At 41.1% G+C, this 20,002-nt stretch carries 18 protein-coding genes; 5 read left to right on the top strand and 13 right to left on the bottom strand.

Features of this window, described 5'->3' with window-relative positions; translation table 11 throughout:
- Positions 1 to 147: 147 nt before the first annotated feature.
- From yajD to ACY3ZI_RS07625, 3 genes are all read left to right on the top strand, one after another.
- Entirely contained in the window at positions 148 to 495 is a 348-nt protein-coding gene (gene yajD / locus ACY3ZI_RS07635) for an HNH nuclease YajD (RefSeq protein WP_006657500.1), read from the top strand.
- A gap of 644 nt (positions 496 to 1,139) precedes the next feature.
- The gene (locus ACY3ZI_RS07630; protein ID WP_211885204.1) at positions 1,140 to 1,376 is read left to right on the top strand and encodes a type II toxin-antitoxin system CcdA family antitoxin; all 237 of its coding nucleotides are present in this window, start codon (positions 1,140 to 1,142) and stop codon (positions 1,374 to 1,376) included.
- On the top strand, positions 1,376 to 1,684 hold the full coding sequence (locus ACY3ZI_RS07625) for a CcdB family protein (RefSeq protein WP_211885202.1): 309 nt from the start codon (positions 1,376 to 1,378) through the stop codon (positions 1,682 to 1,684). The genes ACY3ZI_RS07630 and ACY3ZI_RS07625 overlap by 1 nt, the downstream gene beginning before the upstream one ends.
- 117 nt (positions 1,685 to 1,801) lie before the next feature.
- On the opposite strand, the gene ACY3ZI_RS07620 is transcribed toward ACY3ZI_RS07625, so the two are convergent.
- The 12 genes from ACY3ZI_RS07620 to flhD all read right to left on the bottom strand — a co-directional run bounded on the left by ACY3ZI_RS07620 (position 1,802) and on the right by flhD (position 14,120).
- Positions 1,802 to 2,446, bottom strand: a complete 645-nt coding sequence (locus ACY3ZI_RS07620; RefSeq protein ID WP_132494647.1) for a protein phosphatase CheZ — start codon at positions 2,444 to 2,446, stop codon at positions 1,802 to 1,804.
- Between the two features lie 24 nt (positions 2,447 to 2,470).
- The gene (gene cheY / locus ACY3ZI_RS07615) at positions 2,471 to 2,863 is read right to left on the bottom strand and encodes a chemotaxis response regulator CheY (RefSeq protein ID WP_036951481.1); all 393 of its coding nucleotides are present in this window, start codon (positions 2,861 to 2,863) and stop codon (positions 2,471 to 2,473) included.
- A gap of 42 nt (positions 2,864 to 2,905) precedes the next feature.
- The gene (locus ACY3ZI_RS07610; RefSeq protein ID WP_211885201.1) at positions 2,906 to 3,973 is read right to left on the bottom strand and encodes a protein-glutamate methylesterase/protein-glutamine glutaminase; all 1,068 of its coding nucleotides are present in this window, start codon (positions 3,971 to 3,973) and stop codon (positions 2,906 to 2,908) included.
- Complete coding sequence (locus tag ACY3ZI_RS07605) at positions 3,970 to 4,809, bottom strand: CheR family methyltransferase (protein WP_036951486.1); 840 nt, start codon at positions 4,807 to 4,809, stop codon at positions 3,970 to 3,972. Before ACY3ZI_RS07605 ends, ACY3ZI_RS07610 begins: the two co-directional genes overlap by 4 nt.
- Positions 4,810 to 4,967: 158 nt before the next feature.
- Positions 4,968 to 6,533: a methyl-accepting chemotaxis protein gene (locus ACY3ZI_RS07600; protein WP_036951488.1), complete on the bottom strand. Its 1,566-nt coding sequence runs from the start codon at positions 6,531 to 6,533 to the stop codon at positions 4,968 to 4,970.
- Positions 6,534 to 6,645: 112 nt separating this feature from the next.
- Entirely contained in the window at positions 6,646 to 8,331 is a 1,686-nt protein-coding gene (locus tag ACY3ZI_RS07595) for a methyl-accepting chemotaxis protein (protein WP_211885199.1), read from the bottom strand.
- A 120-nt stretch (positions 8,332 to 8,451) separates the two neighbouring features.
- Positions 8,452 to 8,949, bottom strand: a complete 498-nt coding sequence (gene cheW, locus ACY3ZI_RS07590; protein ID WP_006662059.1) for a chemotaxis protein CheW — start codon at positions 8,947 to 8,949, stop codon at positions 8,452 to 8,454.
- 16 nt (positions 8,950 to 8,965) lie between these two features.
- Positions 8,966 to 11,164, bottom strand: coding sequence for a chemotaxis protein CheA (gene cheA, locus ACY3ZI_RS07585; RefSeq protein ID WP_487376844.1), 2,199 nt, complete (start codon positions 11,162 to 11,164; stop codon positions 8,966 to 8,968).
- A 92-nt stretch (positions 11,165 to 11,256) separates the two neighbouring features.
- Positions 11,257 to 12,192 carry a flagellar motor protein MotB gene (gene motB, locus ACY3ZI_RS07580; RefSeq protein WP_211885194.1) on the bottom strand — a complete coding sequence of 312 codons (936 nt, stop codon included), beginning with the start codon at positions 12,190 to 12,192 and terminating at the stop codon, positions 11,257 to 11,259.
- A 6-nt stretch (positions 12,193 to 12,198) separates the two neighbouring features.
- A complete protein-coding gene (gene motA / locus ACY3ZI_RS07575; RefSeq protein ID WP_036951501.1) occupies positions 12,199 to 13,086 on the bottom strand; it encodes a flagellar motor stator protein MotA in 888 nt (295 codons plus the stop codon).
- Positions 13,087 to 13,182: 96 nt separating this feature from the next.
- Complete coding sequence (gene flhC / locus ACY3ZI_RS07570; protein WP_132494639.1) at positions 13,183 to 13,773, bottom strand: flagellar transcriptional regulator FlhC; 591 nt, start codon at positions 13,771 to 13,773, stop codon at positions 13,183 to 13,185.
- On the bottom strand, positions 13,770 to 14,120 hold the full coding sequence (gene flhD / locus ACY3ZI_RS07565; protein ID WP_036951507.1) for a flagellar transcriptional regulator FlhD: 351 nt from the start codon (positions 14,118 to 14,120) through the stop codon (positions 13,770 to 13,772). Before flhD ends, flhC begins: the two co-directional genes overlap by 4 nt.
- A 1,628-nt stretch (positions 14,121 to 15,748) precedes the next feature.
- Between flhD and ACY3ZI_RS07560 the strand changes: the two genes are divergently transcribed.
- Positions 15,749 to 16,180 (top strand): type II toxin-antitoxin system HicB family antitoxin, encoded by a 432-nt coding sequence (locus tag ACY3ZI_RS07560; RefSeq protein ID WP_487376841.1) that lies wholly within the window; start codon positions 15,749 to 15,751, stop codon positions 16,178 to 16,180.
- Between the two features lie 350 nt (positions 16,181 to 16,530).
- The gene (gene cycA / locus ACY3ZI_RS07555) at positions 16,531 to 17,931 is read left to right on the top strand and encodes a D-serine/D-alanine/glycine transporter (protein WP_132494635.1); all 1,401 of its coding nucleotides are present in this window, start codon (positions 16,531 to 16,533) and stop codon (positions 17,929 to 17,931) included.
- Between the two features lie 107 nt (positions 17,932 to 18,038).
- Here the strand turns inward: cycA and putP are convergent, their stop codons facing one another.
- Positions 18,039 to 19,523, bottom strand: coding sequence for a sodium/proline symporter PutP (putP, locus tag ACY3ZI_RS07550; RefSeq protein WP_211885191.1), 1,485 nt, complete (start codon positions 19,521 to 19,523; stop codon positions 18,039 to 18,041).
- Positions 19,524 to 20,002 lie beyond the last annotated feature (479 nt).

Raw genomic sequence — 20,002 nt, 5'->3', positions numbered from 1 at the left:
TTCGCAAAGAGGCAAATGAAAGGTAACAAGAGAAAAAGTCAAAAAGGATGACCTAAAAAATCACTTCCTATAATACCCGTGCTGTAAAATGGGGTATATTGACAGTATCAATATAAAACACTCTATTTATAGCAGGTGATATTCGTTATGGCTTTGATCCCCAAAAACTATGCTCGCTTAGAAAGTGGCTACCGCGAAAAAGCACTTAAAATTTACCCGTGGATATGTGGGCGCTGCACACGGGAATTCGTTTATTCGAATCTAAGAGAATTAACCGTTCATCATATCGATCATGATCATACCAATAATCCTGAAGATGGCAGTAACTGGGAATTATTGTGTCTCTTCTGCCATGACCATGAACACTCTAAGTATACAGAAGCCGACCAGTACGGAACGAATGTGGTTGCGGGTGAAGATGCACAAAAAGATGTGGGTGAAGCCACTTATAACCCGTTTGCAGATTTAAAAGCTATGTTGAATAAAAAGAAATAACTTTATCTCTGTTTTGTTTGCGCAGGTTTGAAAAGCTATTCAAGCCTGCGTTAATGCCCTATTAATATCCTCTTTTACCACCTCAACATTCCTCTCCCTATTCCACCATTATAATTTCATTTCTCGACACGCTGCCCAGCCATTCGTCAACAATTGCAGCCTCTTGCACCCCCTCAGCGAAGCGCTTCGCAAACCTAAATAAACACATTCGATCTGTTTGTGACCCTATATAAAACTACCTGTGAACAAAGCTAACTATGTATAAAACCACATTACGTATTTCTTTTGGTTTGGTGTTCAAAATCTAGTTGAACTTGCTTCAGTGTACATTTATCACTCAAGTACGGTAAAAAACCGTACATATTTGTCGAGGCCTTAAATGATAAAGCAAAACAATTTTATCTCGGACTTGGTTTTATCCAATTAGCAGGAGATAACGCGGATAGCTTTTTCTATCCAATAAAGTCTATTGAAGCGCTTTTTGAAGAGTCATAAGAGAAATAGAGTGTCTGATTTTTTCAGTAAATGGAGGTAAATTGGTTTCTCGTTCAAAATATATGCTACATTTACCCGTGTTCAAGCACGGGCACTTGGATACTCCGGTGTGCCAGTAAATGTAGCATGTATATCAAAAAGGAGTTGCGATGACCTTAGCCAATAAAATGAAAAAGACGGTGAGTGTGACTGTCTCCCCTAAACTTTATGAACAAGCGAGAAAAGCCAATTTGAACTTTTCCCTTGTGTTATCCAATGCTTTATTAGCTGAACTCAAAAAACTTGAGGCATTAAAATGGAAAGCGGATAACCAAGACGGTTTTCAGGAACTCAATAGGATCAATGAAGAATATGGAATTTTTTCAGAGGAATATAAGGAGCTTTAATGCAATATTGTGTCTATCAAGCTAAAAAAGAGATAACCAACTATCCTTATCTTTTGGATGTTCAAAGTGACATTATTGATGACCTAACAACGCGCCTTATCATTCCTTTATTTGATAAACGGCACCTACAAGCGGCCCTACCGATGCGACTTAACCCAATTATTAATATTGAAGGACAACCCTTTGTGCTTATGACTCATTTGATGTCAGCTATCTCTAAATCCATGTTAGGAAAAGAGATCACTTGCATTCGGCACCAAAGAGATAAAATCAAAAGCGCGATAGATCTACTGGTCGATGGGTTTTGATGAAAAATCGCTAATAAAATAATGATGCACGACTACCCTAAATAATTTGAGCCATAGCAACAAGGCAAACGCCGCCAATAACGCTATAGCTCAAACTATCATGAAGGAGCGAACGAATTAGAAACCTAACTCATCTAACAGATCATCCACCTGTGACTGTGATGCCATCACATTCACACCTTCTTTATTAATCTGAGGACCATTGAGCAGGCTTTCACTTTGAGTCTTCACTCGCATTTCTGGTGGTGTATTTTCCATCAGCAACGCTAATAGCTGTTTCTCTGCTTCTTCAACCACTTCCATCATTTTTTTGACGACTTGACCCGTTAAGTCTTGGAAGTCTTGCGCCATCATGATTTCTAATAGTTCAGCTTTCGTCACTTCGCTATCTTGGATAACTTGTCCCAAAAATGCTTGAGTGGAGCCGCGTAACGCTTCAGAGACTTCACCGGACGCCGCCTCTTCCCACTGTTGCTGCAACGCAATCGCATTTTTGTTCATTTCCACTTGCAGCGGCTTGATAACATCAATGCCGTTGAGTGTTTTTTCTGCCGCTTGGGCTGTCATTTGCGCAATATAACGCAGGCGGTCTTTACCGTCTGGAATACTTGCTACTGCCTGCTGAACGCTTTTCTCTAAACCCAACTCACGCATACTTTCACGTAAGGTTCGCATCAGAGTTCCAATACGTGTAATGACGTGTTTTAGATCTTCGTTGCCAGTGCCATTACGGCTGCCATTCATTGCTACTTGTTCAATCATCACTGTCTCCTTTACCGCCCGCGATTATTGCAGCCCCATTTTTTCAAACACTTTATTTAATTTTTCTTCTAGGATAGCTGCGGTAAACGGTTTCACAACATAGCCGCTTGCACCCGCTTGTGCTGCTGCAATGATGTTTTCTTTTTTCGCTTCTGCGGTCACCATTAAGACAGGGATATGTTTAAGTGCATCATCACCACGAATAGTTTTGAGTAACTCTAAACCATCCATGTTTGGCATATTCCAGTCAGCAACAACAAAATCAATATTCCCAGCACGGATTTTTTCGAGGGCATCAACACCATCTTCCGCTTCTTCAATTTTGTTAAAACCAAGTTCTTTTAATAAGTTACGGACGATGCGACGCATAGTAGAAAAGTCATCGACAACCAGAAAGCTCAGATCTTTAGCGGCCATAACCACTCCTTCAAAAATACAATGATAAATAAACTGTCACCACTAAACGGTGACAGTAGAAAGTTTTGTTAATACGCTTGGGGCGATTTTCAGTAGATCCAGCACTTCATCTGCGGCATTCATTTCGATTGCAGCACGCGGCATACCAAATACGACGCAGCTGCTTTCGTTTTGAGCGTAAGTGAAAGCCCCTTGTTGACGTAGGTTAAGTAAGCCTTTCGCTCCATCCATTCCCATCCCCGTCAGCAAAATACCAATACATTTACGTCCGACATGCTTAGCGACTGAGTCAAATAACACATCGACGGAAGGACGATGGCGGTTAACTGGCTCGCTCTGTTCCAACACCACTTGATAACCTTTGCCTTTATCGGCAATCAGCATGTGTGAATCACCCGGCGCGATATAGGCACAGCCTTTTTGTAGAACTTCGTTGTGCTCTGCCTCTTTTACTGTCAGCGCACACAATTTATTTAAACGCTCGGCAAAAGAGCGGGTAAAGCCTGCTGGCATATGCTGAGTGATCACTACAGGCGGGCATTCTCTTGGTAGCATTTCCAGAAATTGTCGGATAGCTTCTGTTCCACCGGTTGAGGCACCCACAGCTATCACACGGTTATTGCACACGTATGGCGTCAGCGGTTTAGCAAGAGTTGTTGGTTCCGCGATTTTTTTCTCGGTGCGAGCAAAACGGTTACGCTGCGACATTTTAGACATCGCCGCTGCGCGAATTTTTTCACCGATCATATCGCGATAACTCATCATGGTTTCGCGAATACCAATCTGTGGTTTTGTCACAAAATCCACCGCTCCCAGCTCTAAAGCCTTTAATGTCACTTCAGAACCTTTAGAGGTTAATGTGGAAACCATGACTACCGGAATTGGATGCAGCCGCATCAATTTCTCTAAAAAATCAATGCCATCCATTCTCGGCATTTCAACATCAAGGGTGATAACATCTGGCTCCAGTTGCTTAATTAAATCCCGAGCAACATACGGATCTGGCGCTGTGTCGACCACTTCCATATCAGAGTGACTGTTGATAATTTCACGCATTAATTGGCGCATTAGTGCAGAGTCATCGACGCACAATACTTTTATTTTTTTCATTGTCCTCTCCTCGCCGACGCTAAGCTGTAGACGGTCTGCCCATTGATCACAAACTGTTTTGTCAGTTGCGAAATATTTTCAGAGTGACCAATAAACAATAAGCCATCCGGCTTGAGCAGTGGCGCAAAGCGCTCTAGCAGTTTTATCTGCATTTCCTTGTCAAAATAAATCATGACGTTACGGCAAAAAATCGCATCGAAGCGATGTTGTAATTGCCAATCGCCTTCCGTCAGGTTTAAGTAACGAAACTCAATCATGTTGCTAAGTGCGGGCTTTACGCGAGCAAACCCTTCGTACTCACCCACCCCTTTCATGAAGTAGCGCTGCCGTTGCAGTGCTGTCAGGGTTTTGAGTTCTTCGATTCGATAGATCCCTTGTTTCGCTTTCTCTAATACTTCCGTGTCAATATCACTGGCAACGACCTTGGCATTGACAGCGTTGGCTCCCAGAACATCGCTCACTGTCATGGCGATAGAATAAGGTTCTTCCCCTGTCGAAGAAGCCGAACACCAAATATTGATATTGCTATTTCGACGGCTTTTTAAAAAATCTGTCAATGTCGCAAAGTGGTGAGGCTCTCGAAAGAATGCCGTTAAGTTTGTGGTCAGTGCGTTGATAAATGCTTGCCATTCCGTATTCAACGGTTCACGCTCTAACATCCGTAAGTAATCAGAAAAATTGTCGATATTACAGTCACGTAAGCGCTTTAATAAGCGGTTATAGACCATATTTTTCTTATTCATCGTAAGGACTATTCCAGACTTTTTATGAATAAATCGACAAACCCGACCAAACTCGTCATCAGTCAAAGGTTCTATCTGTGGTACTAATAGCATCGTACTTGTCGTCCTATTCAATAAAAACCGGCGAGGCAGCCGAAAGTGGCTGCCTAACTATCATCGTCTAACTTATGCGTTGTCTAACTAACCGCCTCTCCCTAGCTCAAGTTATCTAGATTGAGAGTTCATTATTGACGCTATCGCATGAATACCCATTACCGTCTAACTCGGGTCGACTGTTCTGGTAATTCGAAAAATTCCACAGTCTCGACCAAATTATTGGCTTGGTCTTCAAGTGCTGCTGTCGCACTGGTTGATTGCTCTACTAATGCGGCGTTTTGTTGTGTAACAGAATCCATTTGGCTTACTGCAATCGCAACTTGCTCAATACCTCGGCTCTGTTCATTCGATGCAGACGCAATATTGCCCATTAATTCAGTCACTTGGTTAACAGCGGCAACCAGTTCATTCATGGTTTGACCTGCTTCATTCACCAACTGAGAGCCCTGGTTCACGCGTCCAACTGACTCGTCAATCAAGCCTTTAATTTCTTTCGCCGCTTCAGCGCTTCGTTGCGCTAATGCGCGAACTTCACCTGCAACTACCGAGAACCCACGACCTTGTTCACCCGCACGCGCCGCTTCTACTGCAGCATTTAATGCAAGGATGTTGGTCTGGAAAGCGATGCCATCAATGACACTGATGATGGCGCTAATTTTCTGAGAGCTATTAGAAATGGCAGTCATCGTGTCAATCACACCTTCCGTGATTTCACCGCCTTTTGTCGCTGTGCGCGATGCACTCACTGCAAGTTCGCTAGCTTGACGCGCATTATCGGCGTTTTGTTTCACTGTCGCAGTTAACTCTTCCATACTCGCTGCCGTCTCTTCTAACGAGGCGGCCTGCTGTTCTGTTCTTGATGATAAATTATTATTCCCTAAAGCAATCTCACGAATACCCGTATACATTTGGTCTGTATTAGAGCGAATAGAGGTGACAGTTTTTGCCAATGATTGCTGCATGACTTTTAATTTTTCGAATACATCACCGATTTCATCACGGAAATTAATTTCAATATTCTGATTTAGTTTTCCTTCCGCAACGTGCATAAAGTGTTCACTCATGCTGTTTAATGGTGAAATGACTTTACGTTTTAACCACAGATGCACAACGGCAATCACACCGAAAATAATGACAATGACGGTAAAGAATGAAACCCATGCAAATTGGTTATAAAATCTTGCATCCGCAATAGAATCATTACTTTCATCATTTAAAACAGAGAGATAATTATTAATAACACTGATTAATTCATCTTGGTTTTGTTGTGCAGGCAGATTGATATAAGCCGCAACATCGTTGTTATCAAGATTGCCTTTCAATGCGTTTAACGTGACGACAAAGGCATTAAATTTCTCTTCCAATGCCGCTAAGTTTTCTTTTTCGCTTAGCACTGGCTGAGTTTTGAATTCGTTATACGATTTGTTAGCTGAAATTAAGTAGTTATCGAAAACAACGCGGGTTTCTTCGATTAATGGAACGTGGTCGCCTACTTTCATCAGTAAGGCAATTTGAGTCAGGCTATTACGTGCCTGCATTAAGTTTTTGCTGGTCTCTTCCAGTAATGCGCGTTTTTTAGAACCCATATCGATTCTTTCTAGCGCGTTTAATTCGCTGTTAACGATGCCAACAGAAACGCCGCTTGAGGTTAACTGCATGCCACAAAATAAAATCAGGAGTAAGTATAAGCTCACTGAAATTCGGATATTCTTTCCTAACATATTTAATCCCCTACTTATGCCAGCCAAAAATTTGGCCCTTTTTTAATTATCGAGCTTAAACATATAAAAGCGCTGCGAGAGAAACTCTCACAGCGCTCGAACAGATTTACCCTTAAAAGGTTTCCCAGTTATCGTCATCTTTATGATTTTTCGATGCGATTTTGGATAAATCTGGTGTTTTAACAATATTAGATACTGTTCTTGGTGCAGGTTGTGCGTTGCGTACTTTTGCTTGATCCATTGCAGGTAAACGGAAAATGGAGATCAACTGGGAAAGCTTAGCGACTTGCTCTTCCAGTACATTTGCAGCAACAGCGGATTGCTCAACGAGTGAGGCGTTTTGCTGAGTCACTTTGTCCATCTCTTCCACGGCAATACTCACTTGAGCAATACCTTTGCTCTGCTCATCAGACGCGGTTGCGATGTGCGTCATAATGTCAGTAACACGTGTGACTGAGTCGACAATTTTTGTCATTGTTTCACCAGCATCTTCTGCTTGGCGAGCCCCGACGTCTGTTCTAGAAACAGAGTCTTCAATCAAGCCTTTGATCTCTTTTGCTGCATCTGCGCTGCGTTGAGCAAGGCTACGAACTTCATCGGCAACCACAGCAAATCCACGACCATGCTCACCAGCACGCGCCGCTTCAACCGCAGCATTCAATGCGAGGATATTGGTTTGGAAAGCAATACTGTCGATAACAGCGGTAATGTCAGAGATTTTTTGCGAGCTATCAGCAATGTTGCGCATGGTATGAACCACGTTAGACACCACTTTGCCGCCTTCTTTTGCAATAACAGAAGCTTGGCTTGCAAACTCGCTAGCTTGATGAGCATATTCAGTGTTTTGCTTAACGGTTGCTGTCAGCTCACTCATGCTAGCAGACGTTTCTTCTAAGCAAGCCACTTGCTGCTCGGTACGTGAAGATAAGTCATTGTTACCCGCTGCGATTTCAGTGGTACCCTGATAGATAGTTTCACTACCATCCAGTACACCACGAACCGTATTGATTAGCTCTTGTTGCATGTGCTGAGCACCACGCGCTAACTCACCAATTTCATTGTTCGCTGAGGTATCAATTTTTGGCGTTAAATCCCCTGAAGCGAACACTTTAATGCGCTCGATCAGCGTATTTAATGGCTCTGTGATCCCTTTACGCACATAGCGATAGCTAATCACGCTGATCACTGCTAACAGTACGGATAAGATAACCAGCAAATACAGTGATTGGCGGTAATTGGATTCTGCATTCACCACTTCATTTTCAAAATCTGAAGAAATTTCAGCAAAATAGAGGCCAAATTGCTCTTCAAATTTGGCTTGTAACCCTGACGTTCTATGCGCATAGAAGCCGTTTAAATCCCCCTTCTCTGCATATTCCGACAGTTTGGTTAATGCAACACGATAATCCTCATAGGATTTTAGTAAGTTATCAAATAACCCCTTATCCACCTCTGCGTTTGCCATCAACTTTCTGTAGCTGTCATACGCTTCATCGGCAGCTTTAAATTTACCTTTTGCTGAAGCAATAAGATCCGCAGCAGAGGCATCATCTTTAATGCTTAACTCTTCTAATAAATACGCGTTAATGGCGCGGTTTAAGTCAGAACGAGCTTGCAATAGATTGACCCAGCTTTGAGTCAGAACGAGTCTTTGGCGTTGGAGAGAATTCAAATAATTAATACTGTCGCTGTTATCGCCGAGTTTGGTAAACATCAAACCACTTGATACCAGCTGCAATAAAATAAATACAAAAATAACGGACAAAAGTCCTGATACGATTTTAATTCGACTGTACATGGTGTTTTACTAACATAGTGTTGTTGTAGTTTGGATATCGGACAGTTGCTCAAAAACTTTAGTCATTCACTTACCATTTTTGAGCAAATTATCAGCGTATTTAACGCATCTAATGACTCGTTATTCCGCGATATTGTCGATTAACGCCATCTCTTCACTGGTCAATAATTTTTCGATATCAACCAAAATCAACATACGTTCGCCTACTGTTCCTAGACCGGTCAGATACTGAGTGGATAATGTCACCGCGAAATCTGGCGGTGGTGCAATTTGCTCTTCATGCAACACCAGTACATCGGAAACACCATCAACCACAATTCCCACAACTCGGTCTTTTAAGTTCACAACGATGACGACGGTGTTGTCGTTGTAAACTACGTTTTCATGGGAAAACTTAATGCGCAGATCGATGATCGGAATAATGACGCCACGCAGGTTGGTGACACCTTTAATAAAGTCAGGAGTATTCGCAATACGAGTCACTTGCTCATAACCACGAATTTCCTGCACTTTTAAAATCTCGATTCCGTACTCTTCTTCACCAAGCGTAAAAATGAGGTAGCCTTCGCCATTCTTTTCTTCTTCAAGCTTGTTTAAATCGTCATCTAACATAGACATGGTATATAACCTCTATTTAGTGCATTACTGGTTGAGAAACAGGCTGTTTCTTATTAATCAAAATGTTGTTGTTCATTCTCTGCAATTCTGCGACGTCTAAAATCAGCGAAACAGAACCGTCGCCCATGATGGTTGCAGCGGAAATTCCTGGAATTTTGCGATAATTACTTTCGATATTTTTCACCACGACCTGCTGCTGCCCTACCAGCTTGTCAACCAATAAAGCGAAACGATGCCCCGCATTTTGGATGATCAGCGCGATACTATTGGCAAGATTTGGTTCGGCATTTTTGATAGAAAAGACATGATGCAATTCGACCAGTGGTAAATATTCACCGCGAACGAGCAGCATTTTTTCTTCACCGGCAAGGCGATAGATATCCTCTGGACGTGGCTGTAATGTGCTAATAATTGCACTAAGTGGCACGATAAACACATCGTCAGAGACTTTGACTGACATACCATCAAGAATGGCTAAGGTTAATGGCAGTAAAATCCGAATGATGGTGCCTTTACCTTCTGTGAAACCGATTTGAATACGTCCGCCCATGTCTTGAATGTTTCGTTTAACCACGTCCATTCCGACACCACGCCCTGAAACATCCGTCACCACTTCGGCAGTAGAGAAGCCCGGCGCCATGATCAACATCGCGACTTCATCGTTGGTCATGCCATCGTGAACATTCATACCTTGAGAGCGAGCTTTTGCTAAAATTCGTTCGCGGTTTAGCCCTGCCCCATCATCACGCACTTCGATACAGATATTGCCGCTTTGATGTGCCGCAGAGAGCGTTAATGTTCCCGCTTCAGGTTTACCATTTGCCAAGCGAACTTCTGGTTTTTCAATACCATGGTCAAGACTGTTTCGGACAAGGTGATTCAGTGGATCGACGATGCGTTCGATAAGACTCTTGTCTAATTCGGTTGAGCTACCTTCCACTTTCAGTTCGATTTTCTTACCCAGCTTAGAGGCAATATCGCGCACCATACGTGGGAAACGGCTGAAAACATAATCCATTGGCATCATACGAATGGACATGACTGACTCTTGCAGAGCCCGTGAGTTACGCTCTAATTGAACGATAGAACTGAGCAAATCCGCATATTCGTTTTGGTCAACTTGTTGGCTATGCTGAGTCAGCATTGACTGGATGATCACCAGCTCGCCCACTAAGTTGATCAGTTGGTCAACTTTTTCAACTGCAACACGGATGCTGCTTGAATCCCCTTTGGGCTTCGCTGCGGCAGCTTTTTTAGTGGTTGCGGATGACGATGCTGAAGGTGATGATGCAGATGTTGGCGCCGTAACAGGTGCCGGTGCCGCAACCGCCGTTTTAGGCGATTCAACTGGCTCGGTAGGTGTTTCAACCATTGCCGCCAACTCTTCCACCGTTGCTTCCAATTCTTCGAGAGTTGCAGCCACTTTACTTTTTTGGTTACTACCTTGTGTTGCACGCTGGCACTCTTCAAAACTGATTTCGCTATGCTGGATTTGAGACTCATCCACGACGAAACACAGTACCCCACAGATATCTTCGATATCCGTATTGGTTCCTAGCCACGCTTTTAAGCTGGAATCACTTTTTTCTGAGCCAAATAAGCTACCGAATAAACCTAATTCATCCGCTAATACATCCACTTCCGTTGATTTCAGACCGTTCAACGTAATGATGAAATAGTGAGAAAATTCGTTATTTGTCAATGATGCATGGGTTTGCATCGTAGTTCCCGACGAGGACTCATCCGCCGCAACATCGTCAGCCACAACACAGTCAGTCTCTTCGATACTCACGTTAGCAAGAGTGACAACCTCTTCCGAGCCGACTTCGCTGACATCATGTTCAATGCTTTTGAGCACATCACAAATGCGTTTGAAAGTCTCATCATCCGGTAATGAGTCATTTTTATAGGCATCCAGTTGGGACACCATCACGTCTTTTGCATCTAAGAAAACGTCAATAATATCTGGCGTTAATGTCAGCTCATCATGACGTGCCTTATCGAGCAAGTTTTCTAAGGTATGCGTGGTGTTTTGTAGATGAGTGAAACCAAAGGTTGCCGCCCCACCTTTAATTGAGTGGGCACTGCGGAATATGGCATTGAGCTGCTCGCTATCTGGGTCAATAGGATCAAGCTCAAGCAAATGCTGTTCCATATCCCTAAGCAACTCATCGGCTTCATCGAAAAATGTTTGATAAAACTCGGTAATATCCATGCTTTTTATCCAATTTCGCTTAAGTTTCACTTAACACTGACTGCCGGATAAGTCCGGCAGTAGTGAGATTCGGGTGATTATGGTTTTTGTCATTACTGTTTATCGGGTGACTTTGTCACCTTCACAGTCACGACATCACTGTTTGCCGGTATTGGCACATCTTCTGGGCTTTTTTTCAGCACATCATTAATCGGTGTTGCGCCATCGTATTCATGTAAAATTTGATTTGTTTCATCTTCATTCAATACGATGATGCTGATCCGCCGGTTGACGGGTGCTAAGCCGTTTTCTTTGTCTAAATGGATGGATGAGGCCATCCCTACTACACGTAAAACTTTGCGCTCATCCATTCCCCCCATGATCAGCTCACGGCGAGAGGCATTGGCTCTATCAGATGAGAGTTCCCAGTTGCTGTAATAGGCTTCGCTGGCATATGGCAAGTCATCCGTATGTCCTGAAATACTAATGCGATTCGGAACATCATTGAGTAGTGGCGCAATGGCACGCAGAATATCGCGCATGTAAGGCTCGACGGTGGCAGAACCCACTTTAAACATAGGGCGATTGGCGCTATCTACGATTTGAATTCGTAAACCATCGTTGATCATGTCAATCAATAAATGGGGTTTTAATTCATTCAAACGCGGGTCTTGTAAAATTGCTTGCTCAAGATTTTCTTTTAATTTTTCAAAGCGATAATTCGCATCACCGGAAATGATGTCATTTGGTTCTGGCATCACGTCACCATCACGAAAAATCGGATCTTTTCCACCACCGGGAATGGGGTTAGTGGCATCTCCGCTTTTCGTTCCTGGATTGATGGCAGTACTGAGCGGAGTACGAAAATACTCCGCTATCTTGGTTAATTCTTGAGGACTGGAGATGGAAATCAGCCACATAACCAGAAAGAACGCCATCATCGCAGTCATAAAATCAGCGTAAGCAATTTTCCATGCTCCACCGTGGGCATGCTGCTGATGACCGCCTTTTTTCTTAACACGAATAATTTGAGGGCCATTGGCTGCCATTAGCGATTACTCCTCAGTGGTTTCTGTTGCGCGATTACCGACTTTGACTTCACGAACTTTGTCTTCCAGCTCAAGGAATGACGGTCTATCAACGCTAAATAAGACTTTACGACCAAATTCAACCGCAATTTGAGGGGCATACCCTTGCAATGAAGAGAGGAACGTGACTTTAATGCACTCCATCATTTTTAATTGTTCGCTACTGCGCTGACGAATTAAACTCGCCAGTGGCAAAATAAATCCATAAGCCACTAAAATACCGAGGAAAGTTCCTACCATTGCATGAGCAATCAAGGCGCCCAATTCACCCGCAGGTCGGTCTGCAGCTGCAAGTGCATTCACCACACCGAGAACAGCCGCCACGATCCCGAACGCAGGCATGGATTCACCCACCATGTTCAAACCGGATGCTGGTACTTCATTTTCTTGACGGAATGTTTCTAGCTCTTCATCCATTAATGCTTCGATTTCATGGGCTTGTAAGTTACTTGTCACCATTAAACGTAAATAATCCACGATAAACATCATGGCAGTTTGATCTTTGAGAATGCGAGGATACTGAGAAAAAATCTCACTCTCTTGCGGGTTTTCAATATCTTTTTCGAGCGCAAGTAGACCTTGTTGACGAGATTTATTCAAAAGCTGAAATAACAAAGCCATCAAGTCCATTGACATGGCTTTGTTGTAAGAAGAGCGACGGAAGAGTCTTGGTAATACTTTGCATAATGCAACGATGGCTTTACCACTGTTACCCACAACAAATGCGCCTAAACCAGCCCCTAAAATAATGACAAACTCAGCTGGTTGGTACAGCGCGCCAAGATGACCACCGACCATGACATAGCCACCGATAACGGCAGCTGTAACAATGATATATCCGATGAGTATTAACACAGTATTCCCTTTCACTCCGTTGGTTAACAGATGGCAGTCAAAGGGAATATGAGGAAGGACAGGCAATGAAATTGCCTGTAAACCAAATTAATCCAATTACATTACCGCTTTGGTAATGCCATCTTGTCGATATTCCGTAATATCGGCGAGATGCTCGGAAAGTTTACGTTTTTTTATCGCTCGTGATGGAGGCTGGCACAAGCTACACGTAAAACTATTTTCAGGAATGTGGGCATAGGTGATAAATGAACCACTACAGCAATTGCAATCGGAACTTTGCAACATGCCACTTTCCACAAAACGAACTAATGTCCATGCACGGGTTAATGCCAAAATTGGTTCGTCTCCAGCATTGGGTGAACACTGCTCTAGATAGAGTCGATAGGCTTTGAGAATAGCATCAACCCCTTCACATTGACCGGTTTTCAGTAAAAACTGATAGGCGTTGTAGAACATGGATGAGTGAATATTTTGTTCCCATGTCATAAACCAATCGGTTGAAAAAGGGAGCATCCCTTTTGGTGGTGGGCAACCTCTGAGTTCTTTGTATAAACGCACTAAGCGTCCACGACTAATTTGAGTTTCGCTTTCCAACATCTGCAGGCGAGCCCCAAGCGAAATCAATTCCATTGCCAAACGAATATCATTAGCTTCCTTGACGATACTTTTTTCAGCTACGCTACTCATCTTTTTCTCGCTATATCTGAATCGGACTCATTATGCGTTTGCAATAATCGGGTCGAAAGAAGGATACCCGTATGAATTTGCTGCAATTCATCAACTCGAGAATCTCGGGTAAGCTTTTCAATCGTGTCGCTGTTTTCAAATCTAAATTGACAGATTAGCTGATTTGTTTCCGCTAATTTAACCAATTGAGGCAAAGAAAGTTCTGCTAAAGTGTTTGCCATTGAATCGGAAATCCCGAGACGGAACATGGCAGTGGCTTTTTCCTGGGCGATAAGCTTTTGAGCTAAAAGCAAATATGAAAGATTAATATCGTATATATGCTTCAGAAAATCAGTGGTAGAGCTCATTTTTTTATACCTTTCGAATAATTATTAACATCTGCATGAAGAAAGAACAAATATCAATTTGAGCCGAATGTGTTAACCAAAGTTTTAAATATGAAAATAATTAAAGCTGGATAGTGTAGTCCATTACTATCCCATGAGGTCCATTAAAATACCCAGTTTGGAGTATATAAACACACAGGTTCAAACTTAAATTAAATATATTTCCTGATTACCTACAACAATAACGAGTGGCTAAAAAGTTAGCATTTCCTGTAAATCTCAGAATATACCGATTTCATTATTAGCCGTTAATTATTATGCACCACTAAATTAACTATTCAAGACACTTATGTTTCTTTTTGGTCTATCGGGATAATTATCCATCTATATATTAACAATTCTTTATTACAACTATATCTTAATCCTACTTATCTCAAATATTCACAACATTTAGATTTTTCATAAGTCAAATACTAGCATTTTAAGTAAAAAACTCACACATATGAGGGAATTTATAAGCGATAAACACTAAGCATAACGAAAGAGCCTACATATTGATCTAAATCAATCTTTATTACTCTCGTAAAAATGCAATTCGTTTAAAGGCTTAGTAATATCGGTAACTTAGGAATAAAAATTAAACATTATTTTTCAATGTGTTTAATCAAAATTACAAATCTTAATCAAATTAATTCAATTTTCTCCTGCCAAGATTAAAGTTAAATTTGTCATACATATTATTATTCCATAGTAAATTTATATTAATTAAATTTAACTGTATTAATATTAACCAATAGCAATAACATTAAAAATTCTAATTAAGACCATTTTATATACAGACAATACCATTAAAGATTTCAGATAAAATTGTCATGAATTTTCATCGAGTATTGCCATATTAATAAGCAAGATTGTTATTTTTGTATGACAAACTCATTTTAATTAAATTAACTTTTCAAACATTTGATTAACCTATTTCGCTATTATTTTTTGCATAAAAAATTCAAGCCACAGCATTAGTTAGCGCACTGAGTTATTGATAAAAGGAAAAATAAAAAAAACTAAGCACCATTCTCCTAGTGAATTTATAAACAATAAGATGGTCATCCAAGTTCACTACATTTATGTGTAAATAAGCATGACCCGCTTCGAAAATATGACTTATGTGAACAAGTAATTTAACTTATTACCCCCGCGTACATATCGCTGTTTATTTACCAGTTAGTAACAATGAATGATAATATCGCAATGTTACTATATACTTTTATTTTAACAAATTACTTAACCACAATGACAACATTACGTATAACTGCTTATTCGAATTAAGATACATATACGTTTTCATATGTTTTATTTAAAAAATTATATGATGACTAAAAGGGTAAAATTGGCATATTGATACTGAGGTGAAGGGTGGATAAAATATTGTTAAAACTGGGACTTGGCTCACAAAGAGGTGATGAGGTTACATTATAGTTTCATTATGAAACAGGCTTATTCTTTAGCCAATCAGGCATAAAAGAGGTAAAAATGTTCGATCTCCAAACCATCGCTATCCGTTTTTCATTTTATTAACATGCAACCCATTGTCTATTCTGTGACACTTTGTACTATTTATCTTATAAAGAAATTAATTTTTGAGGTTTACTATGTTTAATTATTTAGCAACAGTTGAATTTGTTGAAGATGAAGGAGTATACGAAATTAATTTTTGTGATTTTCCCGATATTCAAGGCGTGACTTATTGCGCAGAAGATGTCGAACTAGAGGCTCAAGAAACATTACTCGCCACACTTTCGGAGCTGATCACATTAAGAAATCCTATTCCTCTTCCCCAAAATTCAGTCGCTGATGCGTTTGTTATTCATTTGCCTGTATTGAGCTGCTTAAAAATCGCACTACACAATGCCATTCTTGAAACTCAAACCCCACGCAGCAAACTTGCTCGGACACTCAATATTAGTGCTCAACAGATAGAGCGGTTACTTGACCTACAATATGCGTCAAAAATTGAAGCACTTGAACAAGCCTTATTTGTCGTGGGATATGACGTGAAAGTGGCCGTTAACCCTATCGTTTAGAAATAGCCAACGAAGATAACGGCTAAAAATAAGAAAATCCGTGGCATTTTCAGTAAAAAAATGAGCTACATCACCTTTATATATTTCCCACGCCACAACTGTCATTATTTAGAATGAAGTATTTGGTGCATCTCAATTTATTCTGCTATTTTTATTTTTAGGTTAACTTTTCGTTAATTATGTTAACAACCTAGATAGATCCGTTGGTTAAACCAGCGGTCTCTCTGCCATTTGTAAATTTTCTCTTACTCTAATTGAGATTTATGTCACAATATTTCGAGCAAACACAGCCTCAAACTTAAAAAAATAGTGTGGGCTAATATCACAATGACTATCGGATAAATAACAATATGGAAGAAAATGCAGCGACAACCACCTCTCGGCCATCTTCTGACCGAAATCAACTAAAACGTAGCCTCAGTAACCGTCATATCCAGTTAATTGCTATTGGTGGAGCCATTGGTACCGGGCTATTTATGGGGTCAGGAAAGACCATCTCCCTTGCGGGTCCCTCTATTATCTTTGTCTACATGATCATCGGCTTTGTGCTGTTTTTTGTCATGCGAGCCATGGGGGAATTACTACTCTCCAACCTTGACTATAAATCATTCAGTGATTTTTCTGCGGATTTAATCGGTCCATGGGCTGGCTTCTTTGTGGGATGGACTTACTGGTTTTGCTGGGTGATCACGGGAATAGCCGATATTATCGCGATCACCTCGTATGTCAGTTTCTGGGTGCCTAATTTCCCGGAATGGGTGACTTCATTTATCTGTGTTGCCACCCTACTGACGCTAAACTTAGTTTCTGTTCGCCTGTTTGGTGAGCTGGAGTTCTGGTTCGCGATGATCAAAATTGTCGCCATTGTGACGCTAATTGCCGTTGGCGGTACGTTGATTGCGATGAATTTCCAATCACCGACCGGGCATACTGCATCCTTAAGTAATATTTGGAACGATGGTGGAATGTTCCCTATGGGGCTCAGTGGGTTCTTTGCTGGATTCCAAATCGCTATTTTCGCCTTTGTGGGAATTGAATTGGTGGGAACCGCAGCAGCGGAAACCCGTGATCCTGAAAAATCCTTACCAAAAGCCATTAATGCTATCCCGATTAGGATCATTGCTTTCTATGTATTATCCCTGATTGTGATTATGGCCGTTACCCCTTGGCGCACCATTTTGGCGGACAAAAGTCCTTTTGTGGAAATGTTCGTGCTAATCAGCCTGCCTGCTGCTGCCAGTATCGTGAACTTTGTGGTACTTACCTCTGCGGCTTCATCAGCAAACAGTGGTGTTTTCTCCACCAGCCGTATGCTGTTTGGGTTATCTAAAGAGGGAGATGCGCCGAAACAATTTAGTCAGTTATCGAAAAAAGCAGTACCCGCAACAGGCTTAATTTTCACCTGTATCTGCCTAAGTTTCGGTATTGTTTTGATCTACTTTATTCCCGATATCATGCATGCATTCACCTTAGTCACAACCGTGTCTGCGATTTTATTCATGTTTATCTGGAGTATGATTTTATTAAGCTACCTGAATTTCCGTAAGAATCGCCCAGAAAAACATGCCGCATCTCGCTATAAGATGCCTTGGGGTATTTTTATGTCGTGGGTCAGTCTCGCCTTCTTTGCTTTCATGGTGGTGTTATTAGCGTTCCAACATGACACCCGACAAGCATTAATTGCGACACCACTGTGGTTTGTTATTCTGTTTATTGGCTACCAAGTCGTAAAACGCCGTAAACCACGTTAATTATTTGACGAATAAGCAATTAACAAAAAATAAAAGGCTGGAAGGTTTCCCTTTCAGCCTTTTTGCTATCTATAACTAGACCTATCTATAAAATCTAAATCTATCAATTATTTTGTATTGTACTCAGCTTCAGCTTCATCAAAGCGGGCTTGTGCTGCTGCGCTTGGCGCCTTAGTTATCAAGCTGATAACAATGATAGCGATAGTCGCAAAGATAAAGCCCGGGATGATTTCATATAAACCTAACCATTTGAATTTCATCCAAACTAATACTGTTACCGCACCAACAATCATACCTGCTAGTGCTCCAGTGCGTGTCATACGTTTCCACATAACAGAGAGTAAAACGACTGGACCAAACGCAGCACCAAAACCGGCCCACGCATTACTCACCAATCCTAAGACTTTGTTATTTGGGTCTTGGGCAATATAGATTGCGATCGCCGCTACTAACAGCACCATTCCACGCCCTACCCATACTAGCTCTTTCTGGCTCGCTGATTTGCGGAAGAAAGGTTTGTATAAATCTTCGGTCAATGCGCTGGCACATACTAATAATTGGCAACTTAATGTACTCATTACCGCCGCCAAAATCGCAGACAGCAAGATACCCGCAATCCATGGGTTAAATAGTAATCCAGCTAATTCCATGAAAATACGTTCGTTATTTTTCATTACAGAACCTGCTAATGCAGGATTATTTTCAAAATAAGCGATACCAAAGAAGCCAACAGCAATTGTTCCACCTAAGCATAATGCCATCCATGTCATACTGATACGGCGTGCTGAACGGATCGTGCGATGTGAATCTGCCGCCATAAAACGTGCCAGAATATGCGGCTGACCAAAGTAACCCAGTCCCCAACCTAGCAATGACAAAATAGCAACAAAGTTCATTCCCTTAAACATATCAAGATATTCAGGGTTTTTAGCTTTAATGACTTCTATTGAAGTATCTAACCCGCCAAGAGATAAAATCACGACAATTGGTGTTAAGATCAGGGCAAAAATCATCAATGATGCTTGAACAGTATCCGTCCAACTTACCGCTAAGAAACCACCTAAGAAAGTATAAGCAATGGTCGCCAATGCCCCTAACCATAGCGCTTTGTCGTAACTAATATTAAAGGTGCTTTCAAACAATAAGCCCCCCGCGACAACTCCTGATGCACAATAGATAGTAAAGAAAACTAAAATAACAACCGCAGAAATAATACGTAAAATCTTACTATTATCTTCAAAACGACTTGTAAAATAGTCTGGCAACGTTAAGGCATTATTATTTTTCTCGGTTTGTACACGTAAGCGCCCTGCAACAAACAACCAGTTCAGATAAGCCCCTAAACATAAACCAATCGCAATCCAGCTTTCAGAAATCCCAGCGAGGAAAATAGCGCCTGGTAAACCCATCAATAACCAGCCACTCATATCTGAAGCCCCTGCAGATAATGCGGTTACCACACTACCTAAACTTCGTCCCCCTAGAATGTAATCATCAAAGTTTTTCGTTGAGCGATAGGCTAAATAGCCGATCAATAACATACCCGTGATATATACGATGAACATAATGATCATCGGAGTGCTTACAGTCATCCTGTCGTCTCCATAGTGCGTCTATTTTGTCGTTATCTTTATAATTTTCTTTGATAACTTTTAATCTCAAGGTGTTGCACTTAATTGCACAATTTTTGCGTTTTTTGATGCACACCTTATCTATGTTGTGATTGTTTGTGTTGCAATAACTCAATAACTTTGCCACATCATGCTAGACAGACTCAGATGCTTTTAACAAGAAATTAACTATTTTTTATTCGATAAATAAAAGACACATCACAAATGTTAAAATTTTAAGTCAAATTCTTAATTAAGCGTTTAACTTGTCGCCATCCTAAAATGAAAACCAATACATTGATTTGTAAGTAAATTATAAAAACCCAATCAATGAGCATCATAAATCACTCATAAAAATAAGAGTTGTTTCACATTTTCTTCACATGACACATTAACAATGTTGCACAAAGTTGCAACATCATCATAATGGTGTGTAACTTTTGGTATTTAACACCTGTGAA

This window comes from Providencia sp. LY12 (genome assembly GCF_057621555.1).
The sequence above is the reverse complement of the archived record's forward strand: the minus strand, read 5'-3'. Positions and strand labels throughout refer to the sequence as shown.